At 66.9% G+C, this 19,948-nt stretch carries 15 protein-coding genes; 6 read left to right on the top strand and 9 right to left on the bottom strand.

Annotated features, from left to right (window positions below; translation table 11 throughout):
- Nucleotides 1–19 precede the first annotated feature (19 nt).
- The 4 genes from serC to F792_RS0111640 form a co-directional block, all read right to left on the bottom strand.
- Nucleotides 20–1,099 carry a 3-phosphoserine/phosphohydroxythreonine transaminase gene (gene serC, locus F792_RS0111655; RefSeq protein WP_018169753.1) on the bottom strand — a complete coding sequence of 360 codons (1,080 nt, stop codon included), beginning with the start codon at nt 1,097–1,099 and terminating at the stop codon, nt 20–22.
- Nucleotides 1,096–3,729, bottom strand: a complete 2,634-nt coding sequence (gyrA, locus tag F792_RS0111650; RefSeq protein WP_018169752.1) for a DNA gyrase subunit A — start codon at nt 3,727–3,729, stop codon at nt 1,096–1,098. Before gyrA ends, serC begins: the two co-directional genes overlap by 4 nt.
- Before the next feature lie 99 nt (nt 3,730–3,828).
- A complete protein-coding gene (gene mtnA / locus F792_RS0111645) occupies nt 3,829–4,947 on the bottom strand; it encodes an S-methyl-5-thioribose-1-phosphate isomerase (protein ID WP_018169751.1) in 1,119 nt (372 codons plus the stop codon).
- 9 nt (nt 4,948–4,956) lie between these two features.
- Nucleotides 4,957–7,260, bottom strand: a complete 2,304-nt coding sequence (locus F792_RS0111640; RefSeq protein WP_018169750.1) for a DNA internalization-related competence protein ComEC/Rec2 — start codon at nt 7,258–7,260, stop codon at nt 4,957–4,959.
- A 215-nt stretch (nt 7,261–7,475) separates the two neighbouring features.
- Here F792_RS0111640 and F792_RS0111635 point away from each other — a divergent pair, with 215 nt between their 5' ends.
- Nucleotides 7,476–8,072 (top strand): DUF2062 domain-containing protein, encoded by a 597-nt coding sequence (locus F792_RS0111635; RefSeq protein WP_018145716.1) that lies wholly within the window; start codon nt 7,476–7,478, stop codon nt 8,070–8,072.
- Between the two features lie 61 nt (nt 8,073–8,133).
- Here the strand turns inward: F792_RS0111635 and F792_RS0111630 are convergent, their stop codons facing one another.
- Together F792_RS0111630 and F792_RS0111625 are read right to left on the bottom strand one after the other, a co-directional pair.
- Nucleotides 8,134–8,856: an ABC transporter ATP-binding protein gene (locus F792_RS0111630; RefSeq protein WP_018145717.1), complete on the bottom strand. Its 723-nt coding sequence runs from the start codon at nt 8,854–8,856 to the stop codon at nt 8,134–8,136.
- Nucleotides 8,849–10,099 (bottom strand): lipoprotein-releasing ABC transporter permease subunit, encoded by a 1,251-nt coding sequence (locus F792_RS0111625; RefSeq protein WP_018145718.1) that lies wholly within the window; start codon nt 10,097–10,099, stop codon nt 8,849–8,851. Before F792_RS0111625 ends, F792_RS0111630 begins: the two co-directional genes overlap by 8 nt.
- A gap of 111 nt (nt 10,100–10,210) precedes the next feature.
- Between F792_RS0111625 and F792_RS0111620 the strand changes: the two genes are divergently transcribed.
- From F792_RS0111620 to F792_RS0111600, 5 genes are all read left to right on the top strand, one after another.
- Nucleotides 10,211–10,576, top strand: coding sequence for a hypothetical protein (locus F792_RS0111620; protein WP_038084775.1), 366 nt, complete (start codon nt 10,211–10,213; stop codon nt 10,574–10,576).
- Complete coding sequence (locus F792_RS0111615) at nt 10,573–11,646, top strand: agmatine/peptidylarginine deiminase (RefSeq protein ID WP_018169748.1); 1,074 nt, start codon at nt 10,573–10,575, stop codon at nt 11,644–11,646. Before F792_RS0111620 ends, F792_RS0111615 begins: the two co-directional genes overlap by 4 nt.
- Before the next feature lie 22 nt (nt 11,647–11,668).
- Nucleotides 11,669–12,565: a carbon-nitrogen hydrolase gene (locus F792_RS0111610; protein WP_018169747.1), complete on the top strand. Its 897-nt coding sequence runs from the start codon at nt 11,669–11,671 to the stop codon at nt 12,563–12,565.
- Nucleotides 12,566–12,769: 204 nt separating this feature from the next.
- Nucleotides 12,770–16,240 carry a transcription-repair coupling factor gene (gene mfd / locus F792_RS0111605; RefSeq protein WP_018145722.1) on the top strand — a complete coding sequence of 1,157 codons (3,471 nt, stop codon included), beginning with the start codon at nt 12,770–12,772 and terminating at the stop codon, nt 16,238–16,240.
- Entirely contained in the window at nt 16,241–16,918 is a 678-nt protein-coding gene (locus tag F792_RS0111600) for a CsiV family protein (RefSeq protein ID WP_018169746.1), read from the top strand. It abuts the gene before it with no gap.
- A gap of 30 nt (nt 16,919–16,948) precedes the next feature.
- On the opposite strand, the gene F792_RS0111595 is transcribed toward F792_RS0111600, so the two are convergent.
- The 3 genes from F792_RS0111595 to F792_RS0111585 are packed head-to-tail and all read right to left on the bottom strand — an operon-like array spanning nt 16,949 to nt 19,600.
- Nucleotides 16,949–17,914, bottom strand: coding sequence for a S49 family peptidase (locus F792_RS0111595; protein ID WP_018169745.1), 966 nt, complete (start codon nt 17,912–17,914; stop codon nt 16,949–16,951).
- Between the two features lie 13 nt (nt 17,915–17,927).
- Nucleotides 17,928–18,623 carry an HAD family hydrolase gene (locus F792_RS0111590; protein WP_018169744.1) on the bottom strand — a complete coding sequence of 232 codons (696 nt, stop codon included), beginning with the start codon at nt 18,621–18,623 and terminating at the stop codon, nt 17,928–17,930.
- On the bottom strand, nt 18,620–19,600 hold the full coding sequence (locus tag F792_RS0111585; protein ID WP_018169743.1) for an RluA family pseudouridine synthase: 981 nt from the start codon (nt 19,598–19,600) through the stop codon (nt 18,620–18,622). Before F792_RS0111585 ends, F792_RS0111590 begins: the two co-directional genes overlap by 4 nt.
- Nucleotides 19,601–19,948 lie beyond the last annotated feature (348 nt).

Genomic DNA, 19,948 nt, shown 5'->3' with positions numbered 1-19,948 from the left:
CGACCACGATTCAACAGGATCAGGCGTGGCGGTTCTCGAAGTCCGCCATGAAATCGATCAGGGCATCCACGGAGCTTTCCGGCACGGCGTTATAGATACTTGCACGCATCCCGCCCACCGAGCGATGTCCCTTCAACGAGGACAGGCCGGCCGCATCCGCCTCGTTGAGGAACGTCCCGTCGAGGGAATCGTCCGCCAGGATAAACGGCACATTCATCCACGACCGGGCCGTGGGCTCGACCGGGTTGCGATAGAAGGCGGAGTTGTCGATGTACTGGTACAGCTTGGCGGCCTTGCGCTGGTTGGTCTTGCCCATGCTCTCCAGGCCGCCCTGCTCCAGCAACCATTCGAACACCAGCCCGGCCAGGTACCAGCCAAAGGTCGGCGGGGTGTTGTACATCGAATCGTTCTTGGCCTGCAGCGCCCAGTCCAGCACCGCCGGCACGTTGCCCTTGTCGCGCTCCAGCAGGTCATTGCGCACGATCACCACGGTCAGGCCGGCCGGACCGATGTTCTTCTGCGCCCCGGCATAGATCACGCCGAACTTCGAGACGTCGATCGGACGCGACAGGATGGTGGAGGACATGTCCGCCACCAGCGGTACGTCGCCCACATCCGGAATTTCCGGAAACTCGACCCCGCCGATGGTCTCGTTCGGGGTGTAGTGCACGTAGGCGGCGTTCGGGTCCAGTTTCCACGAGGCGCGATCCGGGATCGAGTCGTACCCGCTCGCTTGCGAGCTGGCCACGATATTCACCGGCCCGTATTTCTGAGCCTCCTTGATGGCCTTGCCGGACCAGGCCCCGGTATCGATGTAGTCCATACCCCGGCCATTCGCCAGGTTCATCGGGATGGCGGCAAACTGCCCGGTCGCCCCGCCCTGCAGGAACAACACCGAGTAGTTGTCGGGGATGTCCATCAGCCTGCGCAGGTCCTGCTCGGCCTTCTCGGCCACGGCCATGAAGGGCTTGCCGCGGTGGCTCATCTCCATCACGGACATCCCGGACCCGCGGAAGTCCAGCAGCTCGTCACGCGCCCGTTCGAGCACCGCCTGAGGCAGGGCCGCCGGCCCCGCGCTGAAGTTCATCACTCGCGTCATGCCTGTTCTCCATCGTCACTGGATTCGGGACCCGTCTCCGGGTCCGGGTCCGTCCCGATTTCCGATTGACCGGGCTCTTCATCGTCTTCGACGCCGTCCTCGCCTTGCAACTGGGCGACCCGGGCGAGCTCGACCAGGTTTTCGTCTTCATCGAGACGGATCAGACGCACGCCCTGCGTGTTGCGACCGATCAATGGAATCTGGTCGATCGGTGTCCGCACCAGCGTCCCGCCATTGGTGATCAGCATGACCTCGTCGTCGTCCAGCACCCGTGCTGCCCCGACCAGCAGGCCATTGCGGCCCTCGGTCTGGATCGCGATCACGCCCTGGCCACCACGGCGATGCACCGGGAATTCGTCGAAACGGGTGCGCTTGCCGTAACCGTGTTCGGTCGCCAGCAGCGCCGATCCCTCGTCGACATTCAGCAGGGCGATCACCCGCTGATCATCCTCCATGCGCACGCCGCGCACGCCGCAGGCCGTCCGCCCCATGGCGCGCACGTCGCTCTCGTGGAAACGCACGGCCTTGCCGGCCGTGGTCACCAGCATCACGTCGAGGGTGCCGTCGGTCAGGGAGACATCAACCAGATGATCCCCCTCGCGCAGATCCACCGCGATGATGCCGGAGGCGCGACGGCGCGAGAAATCCGTCAGCGGGGTCTTCTTCACCGTTCCCTGCGCGGTCACCATGAATACATAGTGATCCGGGTCGTACTCGCGCACCGGAAGGATCGTGCTGATGCGTTCATCCGCTTCCAGCGGAAGCAGATTGACGATCGGCTTGCCGCGCGCGGCCCGCGACCCCTGCGGCAGCTCGTAAACCTTCAGCCAGTACACCCGGCCGCGGCTGGAGAAGCACAGGATCGTGTCGTGCGTATTGGCCACCACCAGCCGGTCGATGAAATCCTCTTCCTTGAAGCTGGTCGCCGCCTTGCCGCGACCGCCCCGGCGCTGGGCGCGGTAGTCGGCCACGGGCTGGTACTTCACGTAGCCGGCGTGCGAAAGCGTGACGACCACGTCTTCCTCGCCAATCAGGTCCTCCAGCGTCAGGTTGGCCTGGCGCGCGCGGATCTCGCTACGGCGTTCGTCGCCGAACTGCTCGGCCACCCCTAGCAGTTCGTTGCGGATTTCCTGTTGCAGGCGGTCGCCCGAACCGAGGATATCCAGGAGGTCTTCGATCAGCTCCAGAAGGTCGCGATATTCGTCGAGGATCTTGTCCTGTTCCAGCCCGGTGAGGCGGTGCAGACGCAGATCCAGGATCGCCTGGGCCTGGGCCTCCGACAGCCGATAACCATCCTCGCTCACGCCATATTCCGGCGCCATGTCCTCGGGACGCGAGGCACTGGCCCCGGCGCGATCGAGCATGTCGCTGACCACGCCCAGCGGCCAGGCGCGCGCCAGCAGCCCGGCCTTGGCCTCGGCCGGGTTCGGCGCGGCACGGATCAGTTCGATCACCGGATCGATATTGGCCAGCGCAATCGCCAGGCCTTCCAGGATGTGGGCGCGCTCGCGCGCCTTGCGCAGATCAAAGATCGTGCGCCGGGTCACCACCTCGCGGCGATGACGCAGGAAGGCCCGCAGCACCTGGCGCAGATCCAGCACCTTCGGCTGGCCATCCACCAGCGCGACCATATTGATGCCGAAGACATTCTGCATCTGGGTGTGCATGTAGAGGTGGTTCAGGACCACCTCGGCCATCTCGCCGCGCTTGAGCTCGATGACCAGGCGCATGCCGTCCTTGTCCGACTCGTCGCGCAGCTCGGAGATGCCCTCCATGCGCTTTTCCTTCACCAGCTCGGCGATCTTCTCGGTCAGACGCGCCTTGTTCACCTGGTAGGGCAGCTCGGTGACGACAATCGCCTCGCGCTGGCCGCCTTCCAGCGGCTCCACGTGCGAGCGCGCCCGGATCAGGACCCGGCCGCGACCGGTCCGATAGGCCTCGCGCACGCCATCGATGCCGTTGATGATGCCGGCGGTGGGGAAATCCGGCGCCGGCACGTGTTCCATCAGGCCATCAATGGAGATGTCGGGGTCATCGATCAGCGCCACGCAGGCGTTGACGACCTCGCGCAGGTTGTGCGGCGGGATATTGGTCGCCATCCCCACCGCGATCCCGGCGGAACCATTGACCAGCAGGTTGGGAAACTTGCTCGGCAACACGGCCGGCTCGCTCTCGGAGCCGTCGTAGTTGTCGGTAAAGTCGACCGTTTCCTTTTCGATATCGGCCAGCAGCTCGGCCGCGATGCGCGCCATGCGCACCTCGGTGTAGCGCATGGCCGCCGGCGAGTCGCCGTCGATGGAACCGAAGTTACCCTGCCCGTCTGCGAGCATGTAGCGCATCGAGAACGGCTGCGCCATGCGCACGATGGCGTCGTAGACGGCGGAGTCGCCATGCGGGTGGTATTTACCGATCACGTCACCGACCACACGCGCCGACTTCTTGTACGGCTTGTTGTAGTCATTGCCCAGCTCGCGCATTGCGTAGAGCACGCGGCGATGGACCGGCTTGAGGCCGTCACGGACATCGGGGAGGGCCCGGCCCACGATTACGCTCATCGCATAATCGAGGTAAGACTGCTGCATCTCGTCTTCGAGATTGACCGGAAAAACTTCCTTGGCAAATTCAGCCATCGAGGGTTACGCCGTCCGTCTGAACAAGCTCGCGATGATACCACAGGGGTAACCACTGGGGGCGCCCTTTTCTCCCCTCAAAACGGTTCTCCGAGGCTCTCAGGCCCGACACCGGCCTGTGCCGGGCCCATTTTCCCGGGTGTCAGGCCCCGGTCTGGCGGATTCCGCGGCCGCGGGCTCGCGCAGTGTGGCCAGGCGCTCCCGCGTCGGGGCCTCGACCACACCGCGTTCGGTGACGATGGCATCGATCAGGTCCGCCGGGGTCACGTCAAAGGCCGGGTTGTATCCGCGCGCACCGTCGGCGGCCACGCGCTGGCCGGCCAGCGCCAGCACCTCGTCCTCGCCGCGCTGCTCGATGGGGATGCCCGATCCGTCTGCCATCTCGAAGTCGATGGTCGCCACGGGCGCCGCAACCATGAAACGCACCCCGTGGGCCCGCGCCAGCAACGCCAGGCCATAGGTGCCGATCTTGTTGGCGGTATCGCCGTTGGCGGCAATCCGGTCCGCCCCGACGATCACCCAGCCCACCCGGTCGGAGCGCAACAGGCTGGCCGCCGCACCCTCGCACAGCACCTGCACCGGAATACCGTCGTGCACCAGTTCCCAGGCGGTCAGTCGGCTGCCTTGCAGCCAGGGGCGGGTCTCGTCGGCAAACACCTCTTTGATACGCCCGGCATCCCAGGCGGCCCGGATCACACCGAGCGCGGTGCCATATCCCCCGGTTGCCAGCGAACCCGTATTGCAGTGGGTCAGCACGCCGCGACCCGGATCGATCAATTGCGCACCCAGGGCGCCCAATTGCCGATTGCCGGCAATGTCCGCCTCCAGCATCCGCTCGGCTACTGCCCGGGTCTCGCTCACGGCAGCATCCACCGACTCGCTGGCGGCCACGACCGCCTGCATACGATCCAGCGCCCAGAACAGATTCACCGCTGTGGGGCGCGAACCGCGCAGGGTCTCGATATCGACGGCCACCCGCGCACGCCAGTCGTGCTGACCTGCCGCGCGCTGGCAAGCCAGCACCACACCGAATGCCGCCGTGATGCCGATCGCCGGCGCCCCGCGCACGACCATGTCGCGGATCGCCACGGCGACGGCGGGCGCGTCCTGATAGGTTTGCCAGACGCTCTCCTGCGGGAGGCGGCGCTGGTCCAGCAACTGGAGCGCGCCCTCGCGGAAGCGGATGGGACGGATGTTGTCGGAATGTTCGCGATTCATCTGGTCATTCTACCAGCGTGTCTCGTCCGTCGGCGTGGGGGTGCAACCCTCCTGCCCGCGCAAGGGTGGCAAGGGCGCAGGCTGCCAGAGCCTCCGGTGGCGGGCCCGATGACCGGGCCCCACCTCCAGCTCCGAGTTCGCTTCCAGGCGCAAGGCGCCATGCAGCCCGGTCTCCTGCAGTGGCACACAGGCCGCCTTCAGACGTTCGCGGACAGCGGCCTCCAGACCGCGCCCGCGCCCATCGGTACTCGCCCAGGCGATGCGCGGCGGCGCATCCACCAGCCAGCCCCGGCTCAAGCTGCCCGTGCCAGCCCCGCGCGGCAGCACCAGAAGATCACTGGCACGCCCGTCCGGCACATCACGCATCAGCACTGCCTCGCCCAGTCCTCCGAGCCCGCCCGTCAGCAGCAGACGGACGCCACCGGCCGTCTCCACCGCCAGCACGCAGGAGGCCGAGGCGCTGCCATCCCATCCGGGCGGCGGGTGCAGCACTTCGAATCGCACCGCGTCCCATTCCCAGCGCTCTCCGACCTCGCACGCCCGCTCATCGGCCTCTGCCGGCACCCGTCGCAGGGTCTCGACCACGGGTATGGAATCCCGGACCCCGGCGCTGCCTCCGGCGTGCGCGGCGTGTTCGTGGCTGAGGATCATGCGATCCAGCCGGCGCACCCCCTCGGCCCGAAGGGTCGGGACCACAATCTGCTCACCCGCGCTGTAGCCACCCGCACGCCCGGGACCCGCATCGAACAACAGGTTGTGGTTACGCGTCTGCAGCAAGGCCGACTGCCCGTTCCCGACATCCATCAGGAGGACGTGCACGGCACCCGGCTCGATATCCGGTCGCATGGGCAAGGCCAGCGGCATGCCTGCGAGCACGACCCACAGGGCACCCAGACGCAGCCGCGGCTGCAAGGCCACGAGCACCGCGAGCCCGCCCAGCAGGCTCGCAGCCAGCGGGACCCGCCGCTCGTCCACCAGCACGGGCAATCCGGACAGGAGATCCAGCAACCCGACGAGCAGAGCCAGTACGCCGTCGCCCGCGTGCAGGAACGGCTGCCCCAAGGGGGCCCACAAGGCGACCAGCCCTGCCCCGACCAGCAACACCGGCAGCACCAGCAGGCTGATCACGGGCACTGCCACCAGGTTGGCCACCGGCGCGACCCACGAACCCAACTGGAACCAGGCGAGACTGAGCGGGAGCATCGCCAGTGCCAGCATCACCTGGATACTCCCCGCCTCGCGCCAGCCCGGACGCCCCGAGCGCCCCTGCAACAACAGAAGAATGACCGCGACCGCGCCAAACGAAAACCAGAAACCGGGGGCCAGTACACTCGTCGGCTGCCACAGCACGACCGCGATCGCGGCCAGCATCAGACCTCGCCAGGCGAACGCCTCGCGGCGCCACAACAGGGCCGCCATGAAGGCCGCGAGCATGATCAACGCCCGCTGGGTCGGGATGCTGAAGCCGGCCAACGCGGCATACACCGCAGCCCCCGCCAGACCGGCCAGCGCCATGAAGGCCGCCTTCCGCAGACCCCGTTGCAGCGGCAACAAACCGCTCCAGACCAACCCCGACAGCAACCCGACAAAACCGGCAACCAGCCCCACATGCAAGCCGGAGATCGCCATCAGGTGGTTGGTTCCGGTGCGCAGAAAGGCCTGCCATTCCGGCGCGGTCATCCCCTGACGGTCGCCAATCACCAGGGCCTGCACCAGCCCCGGATGGCGCAACTCCGGGGCCGCGACTTCCAGCCGCCCGCGCAGCCAGCCGCGGACGCGGTGCAAGTCGGCCCGCCAGGGCCGTGCCGGTGCGGCCGGCACTCCGTTCCCGGTTGACTCCAGATCAAGCAACGTCGCGGAGCCATGCAGGCCCTCGCGGTAAAACCACCCCGCGCGATCGAATCCGCCAGGATTCGCGGGCCCTTCGGCCGGGCGCAGGCGCAGGGTCATCTGGCCGCGTGTGCCTGCCTCGACCTCAGGCCGCGCCGGATACGCCGTCACCAGGAGCTCACGGGCAGCGAATGCCTCCGGCCCCGCGATGACCGCCTCCACCGTGACCCGGAACCGGCTGCGATGCCCGGCGTGTTCCGGCAAACTGGTGACCGTGGCAAGAACGGTGACCTCTTCTCCCGCAAGCGAAGGCGCCAAGGCCTCCTCCAGCCAGATGTTCGCGGTCATGGAGACGCTCCCCCAGGCGACCACCACACCCAGCGCCATCGCCCATGGCACAGTGGCCCGGTAGCCGTATCGTCGCAGGCCGGCGCTGACGCCTGCGGTGACCACGAGCAGCGCGAGCAGCAGACCCGGGGCCATCGGAAGCGGCTCCGGTACCCGGTGCAGCCACCACGCCGTGACCAGAAGTCCGAGGGTGAAAGCGGTCACGTTGAGGCCCTGAACGCCCGGCCCACTGCGTGGCCCAAGACGCAAGTGCCGGGCGACACGGGCATTCGCCGGCCCAAATCAGCGAGAATGGAACCCACATGCGCGGTCGCGAGCCCGCGCCAGGCGCACCATCGGCAACCCGGAACATGGCAAGACACATCATCAAGAAGATGTTTCCCGGCATGGAGCGAATGCGTGGGCACAAGGCGCTCGCCCCGCTGGGGCCGCGTCTGGGGTCGCCGGATCTGTGGCATCTGAACCGCCGCTCCGTGGCTGGTGCGTTTGCCGTGGGGCTCTTCGTGACCTTCCTGCCACTGCCCATGCAGATGCTGATCGCGGCGGCCGTGGCCATTATCGTCCGCGTCAATCTGCCGATTTCGGTGATCCTGGTCTGGATCTCCAACCCGATCACCATGCCGCCCATGTTGTATACGGCCTACACGATCGGGCGCAAGCTTCTGGACGAACCCCGTCGCGATATCCGCCTGGACTGGAGCTGGGAGTGGTTCAGCACAGAGTTACTGACCATCTGGCAGCCCCTGCTCCTGGGGAGCGTCCTGCTGGGCTCGGTCGCGAGCCTGTCGGGTTATTTGCTCGTGCGCTTCCTGTGGCGGCTGAACGTGGTCCAGCGCGTGCGCAGCCGCCGTTATCTGCGGCGGTTGCGCAAGGAACTGGCGGAACGCGAAGCCGCGGAACGCAGCGAAGAGGAAAAATCGAACAAGAAGCAACCGCCGTTGGGCTGATCAACCGAGCCCCCTCAGGGTCCGATGCTGCCAGGCGCGCGGATGCGCGCTGCACGGGGGCCTATTCGTGGACCGCCGCCAATTGGCCGTCGAAGACCTCCGGCTCGAGGTGTCCCTTGACCAGCTGCACCGAGCGGTCCAGCTCGCGCGCCAGGGTGATGTCGTGGGTAACCAGGGCCAGCGCGGTGCCGGTGGAGCGATTCATCGCGCGCAGCAGCTCGAACACCTGTGCTGCCCGCTCCTGGTCCAGGTTCCCGGTCGGCTCATCCGCCAGGATCGCCGAGGGTCGGGTGACCAACGCACGGGCGATCGCGACCCGCTGACGCTCGCCACCGGAGAGCTCCGAAGGCTTGTGCTCCAGGCGGTGGCCCAGATCCACCTGCTGCAGCCAGTGGCGGGCCTCCTCCCGCGCCTTGCGGTTGGACATCCGCCGGATCAGCAGTGGCAGGGCCACATTCTCGGCGGCCGTCAGTTCCGGCAACAGGTGGTGGAACTGATAAACGAACCCCAGATGCTGGTTGCGCAGATGCCCGCGCCGCGCCTCGCTCATGCGGGTCCAGTCCGTGCCCAGCAAGCGCACCTCGCCGGCCGTCGGGCGGTCCAGACCACCGAGCAGGTGCAGCAGGGTGCTCTTGCCACTGCCCGAGGCACCGATGATCGCGGTCTGGTCCCCCGGCTGCAGGGCGAAATCGACCCCGGTCAGCACGGCCACATCCAGCTTGCCGTCGCGGAAACGGCGTTCCACGCCCAAGGCCTCGAGGACCGGGGTCTCGCGGTCAGTCATAGCGCAGCGCCTCCGCCGGCTGGGTACGGGCCGCGCGCCAGGCCGGGAACAGGGTGGCCACGACCGTCAGCAGGAAGCCCAGAATGCCGACCCGGAGAACATCCGACAGTTTAAGTTCAGATGGCAAGTCACTGATGTAATAAACTTCGGCGGACAGGAATTCGACGCCCACCAGCCGCTCGATAAAGGGCACGACGACATCGATATTGGACGCCAGCGCGACCCCGGCCGCGGTACCCAGGAGGATGCCGATCGCCCCGATCACGACCCCCTGGACCATGAAGATCACCATGATGCCTGCGGGCGACAACCCGAGCGTTCGCAGGATCGCGATATCCCCCTGCTTGTCGGTCACCAGCATGATCAGGGTCGAGACGATATTGAAGGCGGCCACCGCCACAATCAGCGAGAGGATGATGAACATCACCATCTTCTCCATCTGGATGGCGCGGAACAGATTCGCATGCTGACGGGTCCAGTCGGACACCCGGAAAAGCCCGTCCAGCTGCGCCGCCACGTCGCGTGCAATCACCCCGGCCTGCATCATGTCGGTCAGCCGCAGCCGCAGCCCGGTAACCTGATCGCCCATCTGGAACACCGCCTGGGCATCCTCCAGATGGATGAAGGCAGTCCCCCGGTCGTATTCATACATGCCGACCTCGAACAGGCCGGACACCTCGAAGCGCCGCATGCGCGGCATCACCCCGGCCGGCGAGACCGAGGCCTGGGGAGCCATCAGGATGATCGAATCCCCGACCTGCACACGCAGTTCCGCCGCCAGTTCGCGCCCGAGCACGACGCGGTAGCGACCGCCCTCCAGGCTCCCCAGCTCGCCCCGGATCATGTGTTCGCCGATGCGCGCAACCCGTTCCTCTGCCTCCGGCTCCACACCGCGGATCAGCGCCCCGGAGATATTCCCGCGTGCACTCAGCATCGCCTCGCCCTGAACATAAGGGGCCGCGGCCACCACCCGGTCATCGATCTCCGGCGCCTCGCGCTGCAGGCGCTCCCAGTCACGCAGCCCTCCGTTGGCCTCACCGATGGTCGCATGCGAGGCCATCCCCAGGATGCGCTCGCGCAATTCGCGCTCGAACCCGTTCATCACCGACAACACGGTGATCAGCGCCATCACGCCGAGCACCAGCCCGATGATCGACACCACCGAGATGAACGAGATGAAGTGGTTACGCCGCTTGGCACGCGTATAGCGCAGGCCGATGGCAAGGGTCAGGGGGCGAAACATCGCGAAAGCATGCCAGAGATACCGGGTCGCGCCTATAGGGGAAGCCTCGGGGGAGGCATGGCGTCGCGGTTGACGCTACCATGGAGCCATCCAGCAAACGGAGAGTTGGTCATGCCAGGGAAATGCAACGCAGCGAACCCCACCTTGAAGTCCGGCGCACGCCGGGGCAGCACCGTGCGCATCGCGGCCAGCGCCCTTGCACTGGCGCTTTTCGCCGGGGCCATGGCCACCGCCTCGGCCGACATCCTGCGCAGCCCCGAAGGGGGGTTCACCGTAAAGGAACGTGAAGGGGCCCCAACCCGTGGTCAGAGCCAGTCAGCGGTCATCCGCCAGCACGGCGAGCCGGAACAACGCCACGCCACCGTGGGCGATCCGCCGATCACGCGCTGGGACTATGCCGACTTCTCCGTGTTCTTCGAGGGCGAGTACGTCCTGCACAGCGCAGTGCGCAACGGATCCCGCTCCGACCGTCCATGAGTACCGGGGACACCACCCCGGTGCCGCCCAAACGCCGCCTCCCCGCCGAGTGGGAGCCCCAGGGTGCGATCCAGCTGACCTGGCCGCATGACGCCACGGACTGGGCACCCGTCCTGGATCAGGTGCACCCGATATTTGCCACCATTGCCGCGAGCATCAGCCAGTACGAGCCGGTCATCATCGTCGCGCGCGATCCCGAGCATATCGAGGAGATCTCCGGCTTCCTGACCGAGACCGCCATCCGGCCCGACCGGCTGTGGTTTGCCCTGGCCTCGAGTAACGACACTTGGGCGCGCGACCATGGCGCCATCACGGTATTCGACGGCAATCAGCCACGCCTGCTGGACTTTACCTTCAACGGCTGGGGCGGCAAATACCCCGCCGATCTGGACGATGCGATCACTCGGGCCCTGGCCAGCCAGGGCGTATTCGGCAGCTGTGTACCGGAACCCACCGAGCTGATCCTGGAAGGCGGGTCGATCGAATCCGACGGCGCCGGCACACTGCTCACTACAACGCGCTGCCTGCTCTCCAGCACCCGCAACCCCGATCTGGATCGCACCGGGCTGGAACAGCGCCTCGGCGAATGGCTGGGTGCCGAGCGGATCCTCTGGCTGGAACACGGGCAGCTGGAGGGCGACGACACGGATGCCCATATCGACACGCTGGCCCGCTTCTGCGCCCGCGATACGATCGCCTACGTCCAGTGCGACGATCCGCAGGACCCCCATTACCCCGAACTGCAGGCGATGGAACAGGAACTCCGGGCCCTGCGCCAGACCTCCGGAGAGCCCTACCGCCTGATTCCGCTCCCTTGGCCGGCCCCCATCGTCGAGGACGGCCGACGGCTGGCCGCCACCTATGCGAACTTCCTGATTCTGAACGGTGCGGTGCTCCTGCCGGTCTACGATGACCCCGCCGATGCCGTCGCCCGCGACCGACTCGCCGGGGCCTTTCCGGGACGCGAGATCGTGGAGATCGACTGCCGGGCGATCATTCGCCAAGGGGGCAGCCTGCACTGCCTGACCATGCAATACCCTGCGGCCGCCCTCGGCATCCCGCAGGAATAACCTTCTGCACCGAGCACCCGCCATGCCCAACGCCCCATTGTCCGTCGCCCTGATCCAGCACCGCGATGCCGGGAGCGTCGAGGCCAATCTCGACGCCACCGCGGCCGCGGTCGCCGAGGCCGCCGCGAACGGTGCCCGCCTGGTCGTATTGGCCGAGTTGCACACCGGCCCCTACTTCTGCCAGACCGAGGACCTCGCCACCTTCGACCGCGCCGAAGCGATCCCCGGCCCGAGCTGCGAGCGCCTGGGCGCAATGGCACGGGACAACGGCGTGGTCCTGGTCGGCTCCCTGTTCGAACGTCGCGCCCCGGGCCTCTATCACAACACCGCAGTGGTCTTCGAAACCGACGGCCGCCCGGTCGGCACCTACCGCAAGATGCACATCCCGGACGATCCCGGCTATTACGAGAAGTACTATTTCACCCCGGGGGACACCGGCTTCGTCCCCATCGACACTTCGGTCGGTCGCCTCGGGGTCCTGGTCTGCTGGGACCAATGGTACCCGGAGGCCGCCCGCATCATGGCGTTGTCCGGCGCCGAGCTACTGATCTATCCCACCGCCATTGGCTGGGACCCGCAGGACACGCCCGAGGAACAGGCCCGGCAGCAGGACGCATGGATGACCGTCCAGCGCGGCCACGCCGTTGCCAACAACCTGCCGGTGATCGCCTGCAACCGCACGGGGCACGAACCGGACCCCTCCGGACACGCGCCCGGGGCGAACTTCTGGGGCACAAGCTTCGTCGCGGGGCCCCAGGGCGAGATCCTGGCCCGCGCCGGCGAAGCGCAGCCGGAGATCCTCACCGTCGAGCTGGATCGCGGCCGGACCGAGGCCGTACGCCGCCAGTGGCCTTTTCTCCGCGATCGCCGCATCGATGCCTACGGCCCGATCCTGCAACGCTACATCGATCCCACCTGAGGTGATCAACACCCACTAGCGCGATCCGCCCCAGGTAATCCCCGGCCTTCTCCGTGATCTCCATGCCCTCCGCCGCAAAAACGCCCTTCAGCCTCACACAGCACAAACCGATTCGTCAGGGCGTCCTCTGGCTCACGCGCACCCGTCAGGCGGAATCCGTATAATCGCGGCCCTTTCCGCCCCTCCCGACCGAACAACAGGCCCATGTCCGAACAACGGCGCAACCCGCTCCATCCCGGCCGCCTCCCCGGCTCCGGCTTCGAGGTGTGGTCGGGGCTCAATGCCTCGGCGGCGACGCTCGCACTTTCGCGGAACGCCGGCGAGTTCGCCCGGCCACTTCTGGTGATCACGGAATCCAACGAGGCGGCCGACCGCTGGCAGGAAGAGTGGGAGTTCTTCGCCGGCGACCACGACCTGCCGCTGCTGCGCCTGCCGGACTGGGAGACCCTGCCGTTCGATGTCTTCTCCCCGCACGAGGACATCATCTCCGAACGCCTGCGCACGCTGTACCACCTGCCGGGGCTGGAACGCGGGATCGTGTTGATGCCGGTCTCGACCCTGATGCAGCGCCTGCCGCCGCGCGACTGGCTGACCACCCAGGGCCTTTCGCTGCAAACCGGCCAGCGCCTGGACCGCATGACCCTGCGCGAGAACCTCACCGAGGCCGGGTACAGCGCCGTTCAGCAGGTCATCAGCCATGGCGAATTCGCCGCCCGCGGGGAGATTCTCGACCTGTTTCCGATGGGCGCGGACGAACCCGTGCGCATCGAGTTCCTGGATGACGAGATCGACTCCCTGCGCCGCTTCGACCCCGAGTCGCAGCGCTCCACCGAAAAGGTCGAGCGACTGGAGATCCTGCCCAGCCACGAATTCCCGCTGAACGATACCTCCATCAGCGAATTCCGCACCCGCTACCGGGCGCATTTCTCAGGCGATCCCGCCAAGCACCCGATCTACCGCGACATCAGCGAGGGCCTGGTCCCGCCGGGTATCGAGGCCTACCTGCCGCTGTTCTTCGAGGGCATGGACACGGTGTTCGACTACTGCCCCGAGGTCCAGATGGTGCAGGTCGGCAACATCGCCGGGGCAGCCGAGGAGTTCGCCCAGGAGATCCATGACCGCTTTGAACAGCTCAGCCATCAGTATGATCGACCGCTGCTGCCGCCCGAACGGCTCTACCTGGACGTCGACGGCCTGGCCGGCGCACTGCGCGAGCACTCCGGCATTGCCTTGGGCGACCCGGCCGCCCCGCTCCCCGCGGGACGCGGCGCGGACATCGCATTTGCCTGCGACGCGCTGCCGGAACTCGGCATGCAGCAGGGCCGCGACGATCCAGCCCAGCCCCTGAAGGTCTTTGTCGAGGGGCAACAGCGCGTGCTCCTGACCGCGGAATCCGCCGGTCGCCGCGAGGCCCTGCTGACGCTGTTGCGGGACCAGGCCGTACCCCATCATGCCGTGGACGACTGGGACGCCTTCCTCACCGCCGAACCCGGCCTGTACGTCACCGTGGCCGCGCTCGGCGAGGGCTTTGTGCTGCCCGAGGGTGTGGCCGTCGCCCCCGAGGCCGCCCTGCTCGGAGAACGCGCGCGCCAGACCCGCGGACGCAACCGCACCACGCGGGACGCAGACGCGGTCATCCAGAACCTCAGCGACCTGACCATCGGTGCACCGGTGGTCCACGAGGAACAGGGCGTCGGCCGTTATCTCGGGCTGCAGACCCTGGACTTCAACGGCCAGCCTTCGGAGTTCCTGACGCTCGAGTACGCCGACGAGGCCAAGCTCTATGTCCCCGTGTCCTCGCTGCACCTCATCAGCCGGTATACCGGCGCGGATGCCGAGCACGCCCCCCTGCACCGGCTCGGCAGCGAGCAATGGGGCAAGGCGCGCAAGAAGGCGGCGGAAAAGGCGCGGGACGTGGCCGTCGAACTGCTCGATATTCATGCCCGGCGCGCGGCGAAACAGGGCACGGTCTTCGCTACCGACACCGCCGAGTATCACGCCTTCGCCGCCGGGTTCCCGTTCGAGGAGACCCTGGATCAGCAACAGGCCATCGACGCCGTGCTCGCGGACATGGCCGACACCCGCCCCATGGATCGCGTGATCTGTGGCGACGTGGGCTTCGGCAAGACCGAGGTCGCGATGCGCGCCGCTTTCGTCGCGGTGCAGAACAACAAGCAGGTCGTGGTCCTGGTCCCGACCACCCTGCTCGCCCAGCAGCACCACCAGAACTTCACCGACCGCTTCGCCGACTGGCCAGTCCACATCGAGTCGCTGTCACGCTTTCGCAGCGCCAAGCAGCAGGCCGCGGTACTGGAGGGCCTGAAAGACGGCAAGGTCGACATCGTGATCGGCACCCACAAGCTGCTGCAGGCCAACCTGGACTTCTCCAACCTCGGCCTGGTGATCGTCGACGAGGAACAGCGCTTTGGCGTGCGCCACAAGGAGGCGCTGAAGAAGATGCGCGCCGAGGTCGACATGCTCACGCTGACCGCCACGCCGATCCCGCGCACCCTGAACATGGCCCTGGCCGGCCTGCGCGATCTGTCGGTGATCACCACACCACCGCGCGACCGCCTGGCGATCAAGACCTTCGTCAACGAATGGAACGACGCCATCATCCAGGAGGCCTGCCTGCGCGAGATCCGGCGCGGGGGCCAGGTGTACTTCGTGCACAACGAGGTCAACACCATCGAACGCACTGCCCAGGGCCTGCAGGAGCTGTTGCCCGGGGCACGGGTCGGCATTGCCCACGGGCAGATGCGCGAACGCGAACTGGAACAGGTGATGCTCGACTTCTATCACCGGCGCTACAACATCCTGGTGTGCACCACCATCATCGAGACCGGCATCGACGTCCCCACCGCGAACACCATCATAATGAACCGTGCGGACAAGCTGGGCCTGGCACAGATGCACCAGTTGCGTGGCCGCGTCGGGCGTTCACACCACCGCGCCTACGCCTACCTGATCACCCCGCCTGAGAAGGCCATGTCCGCCGATGCCAAGAAACGGCTGGAGGCCATCGCATCGCTGGAGGACCTGGGCGTGGGCTTCACCCTGGCCAGCCACGACCTGGAGATTCGGGGTGCCGGCGAGCTGCTCGGCGACGAGCAGAGCGGGCAGATCCACGAGGTCGGATTCTCGATGTACAACGACCTGCTCAACCGCGCCGTGAATGCCCTGCGCTCCGGCAATATGCCGGAACTCGAAGGGCCCGCGGCTACCGGGACCGAGGTGGAACTGGGCCTTCCCGCCCTGCTCCCGGGCGACTACGTACCCGACGTGCACACCCGGCTGATCCTCTACAAGCGCATCAGCAGCGCACCGACCTCCGATGCCCTTCGCGAGCTTGAAGTCGAACTGGTGGACCGTTTCGGCCTGCTTCCGGACCCGGCCAAGGCCCTGTTCGAGGCCGCCCGTCTGCGGCTGAAGCTGACCCCGCTCGGGATACGCAAGCTGGAACTGGGCCCTGCTGGCGGACGCCTGGTTTTTGGCCCGAGTCCCAATCTGGACATCGCGGCCCTGATCCAGCTGGTGCAATCCGATCCGCAAATGTACAAACTGGATGGCCAGAAGGCCTTCCGCTTCTTTGCGCCGATGGAGACACTGGAGGCTCGGGCGCAGGCCGTCCTGCGCCTCTTGAACACCATCAGCCCCGAACAACAGGCCGCCTGAATGCGCAACGACCCATCCGAACCCCACAACCCCCTTCGACGCCGCCTGCTGGGCGGGCTGGCCGCCCTGCCCCTGGCTGGCGCCACGGGACCGGCCCTGGCACAGGCCGGACGCCAGTATCGCATCGAACTGGTGATCTTCGAGCATCGCACGGACGAGAGCCGTCGGCTGCAGATGGAGCTCGCCGCGCCGCGCGAGGCCATGCTCGGCGAATCCGAACTGGGCGGGCGGATCTATCGCGACTCACGCAGGGGCTTTGAACTGCAGCGCGTGGTACGCCGGGTGGAGGACTCCGGCGCCGGGCGCATCCTGGCGAGCCTGGCCTGGGATCAGACTGGACGCGACCACGCCTCCGCCCCCTGGCTGCGCGTGCAGCAGGGACGGCGAATCGGTACGCGTGATCTTCTGCGCGACGAGGCCGACCGGATGCCGCGTCCGCTGATGGAGGAACAGGACGAACGCTTCGAGCTGGAGGGCCGACTGCGTATCTGGGTGGGGCGATTCCTGCACCTGGAGACCGACCTGATCTACCACGTCGAGGATCCGCAGGGGGACCAGCCGCCGCGCGCGATAACGGTACGCGGCAGCCAGCGCATGAACTCCGGCGACGAACTGTTCTACCTGGACCATCCGGTGATCGGCATGATCGCCCGCGTCACCCGCATCGATCGCAGCTGACCCGCAGACTGGGAGGCCGGGCAGCGCGCCTCAGCGCCACTGCGGCGTGGTCTCCCAGCTCATCCATTGCTGGAAGGCCGCCATGCCGAGGTCTTCGAACAGCAACTGCAGCGCACTGCGCCGCGGCTTGAACTCCACCATCTTCTCCACACCGATCACGTCGCGCGCCACGCTGCGGTCCGTGCCGATGCCATCGATCAGGCCGAGCTCCACCGATCGATCGCCCGTCCAGATCAGGCCGTTGAACAGATCGTCGCGTTCGACCAGGCGATCGCCACGACCGGCACGCACCACGTCCACGAACTGCTCGTGCACGCCCTGCAGCACCCCGTCGAGGTGATTCACATGGTCATCGTCCAAGGGCAGGAACGGGTCCAGGAACCCCTTGTTCTCGCCGGCGGTAAACAGCCGTCGTTCCACACCGATGTTGTCGATCAGATCCACGAGCCCGAAGCTGTCCATGCGCACGCCGATCGAACCCACCATGCTGGCCTGGCTGGCATAGATCTCGTCCGCCGCTACCGCGATGTAATAGGCCGCCGAGGCGCCCACATCCCCAATGACCGCATACACGGGGATATCCGCGTGCTTCTCCTTTAGCCGCAGGATCTCGTCGTGCACGTTGGCGGCCTGCACCGGGCTTCCGCCCCCGCTGTTGATACGCAGCATTACCGCCTGGGTGCCAGCCGCCTCGAAGGCCTCTTTCAGCACCTTGGAGATGTCCTCGGCATTGGCCGCCGCGCTGGAGGCAATCAGCCCCTCGACTTCGACCACGGCCACGTGTTCGGTGGGCTCGCGTTCGCTCTCGAACATCCCCGAAAGCCCCAGATCGCCGCCGCGTACCAGGATCAGCAGCGCGACCAGGTAGAAGAAGAACAACAGCTTGAAGAAGATGCCCCAGCGTCGGGCCCGGCGTTGCTCGATCACCTGTGCCTGGACCAGGTTCTCCAGGGCCTCGCGTTCCCAGCCCGGTTTGTTCTCGTTCGCCCAGCCCATCGTCATTCCTTTTCTAAGTTGTACCTTCAGCCCGCCGGAACGCCTCAAGCAGCGATTCCAGATCCGGCTGCAAGGCCAGGGGGGATTCGTCACTCAGGCGTTCCGGCGAATGCACCCCGTGGGTGACAGCCACGGCCGGTACTCCAGCATGCCGCGCCATTTCGAGATCATAAACGCTATCACCGACCATGCGCGTGCGGGCCGGTTCCACCCCCGCGCGCCCCATCACGGACTGGAGCATGGACGGATTCGGCTTCGACGGGTATTCGTCGCCCGTGGCGGTTGCCACGAAGTACCTGCCCAGACCGGTCGCCTCCAGGGCCTGGTCCAGTCCCCGTCGCGATTTGCTGGTCGCCACGGCCAGCAGGATCTCGCGCGCATCCAGCCAGTCGAGCAGGTCGCTCACGCCGGCGAACAGCGGGGTCTCCGGGGCATCGTCAGCCGCCAGATAACACTCGCGATAGGTGTCGGAAAAGTGCTGCACGAAGGCATCATCGGCGTCCGGGTAGAGCTCGCGGACCGCTGCCTGAACCCCGAGCCCGATAATATTGCGCAGCGTCGCCTCGTCCCGCACCGGGGCACCGGTATCCTTCGCCGCACGCTGCAGGCAGTGCACGATCCGGCGAGGCGAGTCCATCAGCGTTCCATCCCAGTCAAACACAACCAGGCGCAGGTCGCCCTCCTCCGGTGGCAGCAACGGGGTCATCATGCGTCGTCCTCGCCTCCGGCATCCAGGCTCGCGAGCACCGCGGTCAGCTCGTCCGGCAACGGGGCGGAGAAGATATGTCGCTCGCCGTCCGCCGACTGGTATGCCAGTGCCTGTGCGTGCAGGAACAGCCGTTTCAGCCCATGGCGCCGCAGGCTGCGATTGGCATCCGGCAAGCCGTAGTCGTGATCGCCCCCCACCGGATGGCCGATCGACTGACCGTGGACGCGAATCTGGTGCGTGCGGCCGGTCCCGATCTTCACCTCCGCCAACTGGAAGGCACCGTGCACCTCCAGCGGGACAAAGACGCTCCGGGCTTCCCGTGCCCGCGGTCCGTCGCTGTCGGTCTCGCCCGCACGCATCCGGCGGCGGCCGTCTTCCTGTCGGCCACTGGCGACCGGGGCATCGCATTCGATGGTCTGTCCCCCCGCGAACTGCCCCACCAGCAGCGCCAGGTAGCGCTTCTCGACCCGCCCTTCACGCAACGCGGCATGGAACTCTTGCAGCGCCGAGCGGCGCTTGGCCAGCAGCAGGCAGCCACTGGTCTCGCGATCCAGGCGGTGCCCCAGTTCCAGCTCGATATCCGGCCGTAACTGGCGCATCGCCTCGATAATGCCAAACGCCAGCCCGCTCCCGCCGTGCACCGCCAGGCCGGACGGCTTGTCCAGCACCAGCACATCGTCATCCTCGTGGATAATCGCCCGACGCAACCGGTCCAGTACCTTCGGCGGGATCTCGCTGCTGGCCGCCTCCGGTCGATCCAGATCCGGCACCCGGACCTCGTTGCCGACAACCAGGCGCTTGTGCGCCTTGGCCCGGCGCCCATCCACCCGCACGGCACCCTGACGGACCAGGCGGTAGATCAGGCCCTTGGGCACGCCCTTCAGTTCGCGGAGCAGGAAGTTGTCGAGCCGCTGACCGTCACCACGCTCGGTGACCTGGAAGGTACGTGGGCCGGAGGGTTCGCGCGTTGCTTTCATGGCGCGGGATGCTACCGGAGCCGCGCTCACCGGGCTACTGCACCCATCCCCCTTGCGGGCGGAAAAACTTGCCCGGACGGGGGGTTATGCCCTACATTGGCCCACGGTACGTTGCTGTGCTACGCCTGCAACGCGCCTCGAATCACCCGCCGCTTCGATCCACAGGCTGAACGCAGCCTCCGGTCGAAGGGCCATCGCCACAAAGCGACACTGTGACGCTATTTCTTCTAACCCAGTCCTGTCTCCCCGGCTACGCCTCCCGCAGGCGACTGATCCCGTGGTTGCTGGTGAACACCTGGCTGGCGCGTTGGCTTGTGCTACGCGCCGCCGCTGCGAGCACGCGTGCGC

Source organism: Thioalkalivibrio sp. ALMg9 (genome assembly GCF_000380625.1).
GTDB lineage: Bacteria > Pseudomonadota > Gammaproteobacteria > Ectothiorhodospirales > Ectothiorhodospiraceae > Thioalkalivibrio > Thioalkalivibrio versutus.
The sequence above is the reverse complement of the archived record's forward strand: the minus strand, read 5'-3'. Positions and strand labels throughout refer to the sequence as shown.

What these genes read in the sequence shown, in the direction of transcription:
- F792_RS0111615 (WP_018169748.1), top strand. Translation starts at nt 10,573, where the DNA reads ATGAGTACCGGGGACACCACCCCGGTGCCGCCCAAACGCCGCCTCCCC.
- F792_RS0111595 (WP_018169745.1), bottom strand. Translation starts at nt 17,914, where the DNA reads ATGGGCTGGGCGAACGAGAACAAACCGGGCTGGGAACGCGAGGCCCTG.
- F792_RS0111585 (WP_018169743.1), bottom strand. Translation starts at nt 19,600, where the DNA reads ATGAAAGCAACGCGCGAACCCTCCGGCCCACGTACCTTCCAGGTCACC.
- mtnA (WP_018169751.1), bottom strand. Translation starts at nt 4,947, where the DNA reads ATGAATCGCGAACATTCCGACAACATCCGTCCCATCCGCTTCCGCGAG.
- F792_RS0111635 (WP_018145716.1), top strand. Translation starts at nt 7,476, where the DNA reads ATGGCAAGACACATCATCAAGAAGATGTTTCCCGGCATGGAGCGAATG.
- F792_RS0111640 (WP_018169750.1), bottom strand. Translation starts at nt 7,260, where the DNA reads ATGGCCCCGGGTCTGCTGCTCGCGCTGCTCGTGGTCACCGCAGGCGTC.
- F792_RS0111630 (WP_018145717.1), bottom strand. Translation starts at nt 8,856, where the DNA reads ATGACTGACCGCGAGACCCCGGTCCTCGAGGCCTTGGGCGTGGAACGC.
- F792_RS0111590 (WP_018169744.1), bottom strand. Translation starts at nt 18,623, where the DNA reads ATGATGACCCCGTTGCTGCCACCGGAGGAGGGCGACCTGCGCCTGGTT.
- gyrA (WP_018169752.1), bottom strand. Translation starts at nt 3,729, where the DNA reads ATGGCTGAATTTGCCAAGGAAGTTTTTCCGGTCAATCTCGAAGACGAG.
- F792_RS0111625 (WP_018145718.1), bottom strand. Translation starts at nt 10,099, where the DNA reads ATGTTTCGCCCCCTGACCCTTGCCATCGGCCTGCGCTATACGCGTGCC.
- mfd (WP_018145722.1), top strand. Translation starts at nt 12,770, where the DNA reads ATGTCCGAACAACGGCGCAACCCGCTCCATCCCGGCCGCCTCCCCGGC.
- F792_RS0111620 (WP_038084775.1), top strand. Translation starts at nt 10,211, where the DNA reads ATGCCAGGGAAATGCAACGCAGCGAACCCCACCTTGAAGTCCGGCGCA.
- F792_RS0111600 (WP_018169746.1), top strand. Translation starts at nt 16,241, where the DNA reads ATGCGCAACGACCCATCCGAACCCCACAACCCCCTTCGACGCCGCCTG.
- serC (WP_018169753.1), bottom strand. Translation starts at nt 1,099, where the DNA reads ATGACGCGAGTGATGAACTTCAGCGCGGGGCCGGCGGCCCTGCCTCAG.
- F792_RS0111610 (WP_018169747.1), top strand. Translation starts at nt 11,669, where the DNA reads ATGCCCAACGCCCCATTGTCCGTCGCCCTGATCCAGCACCGCGATGCC.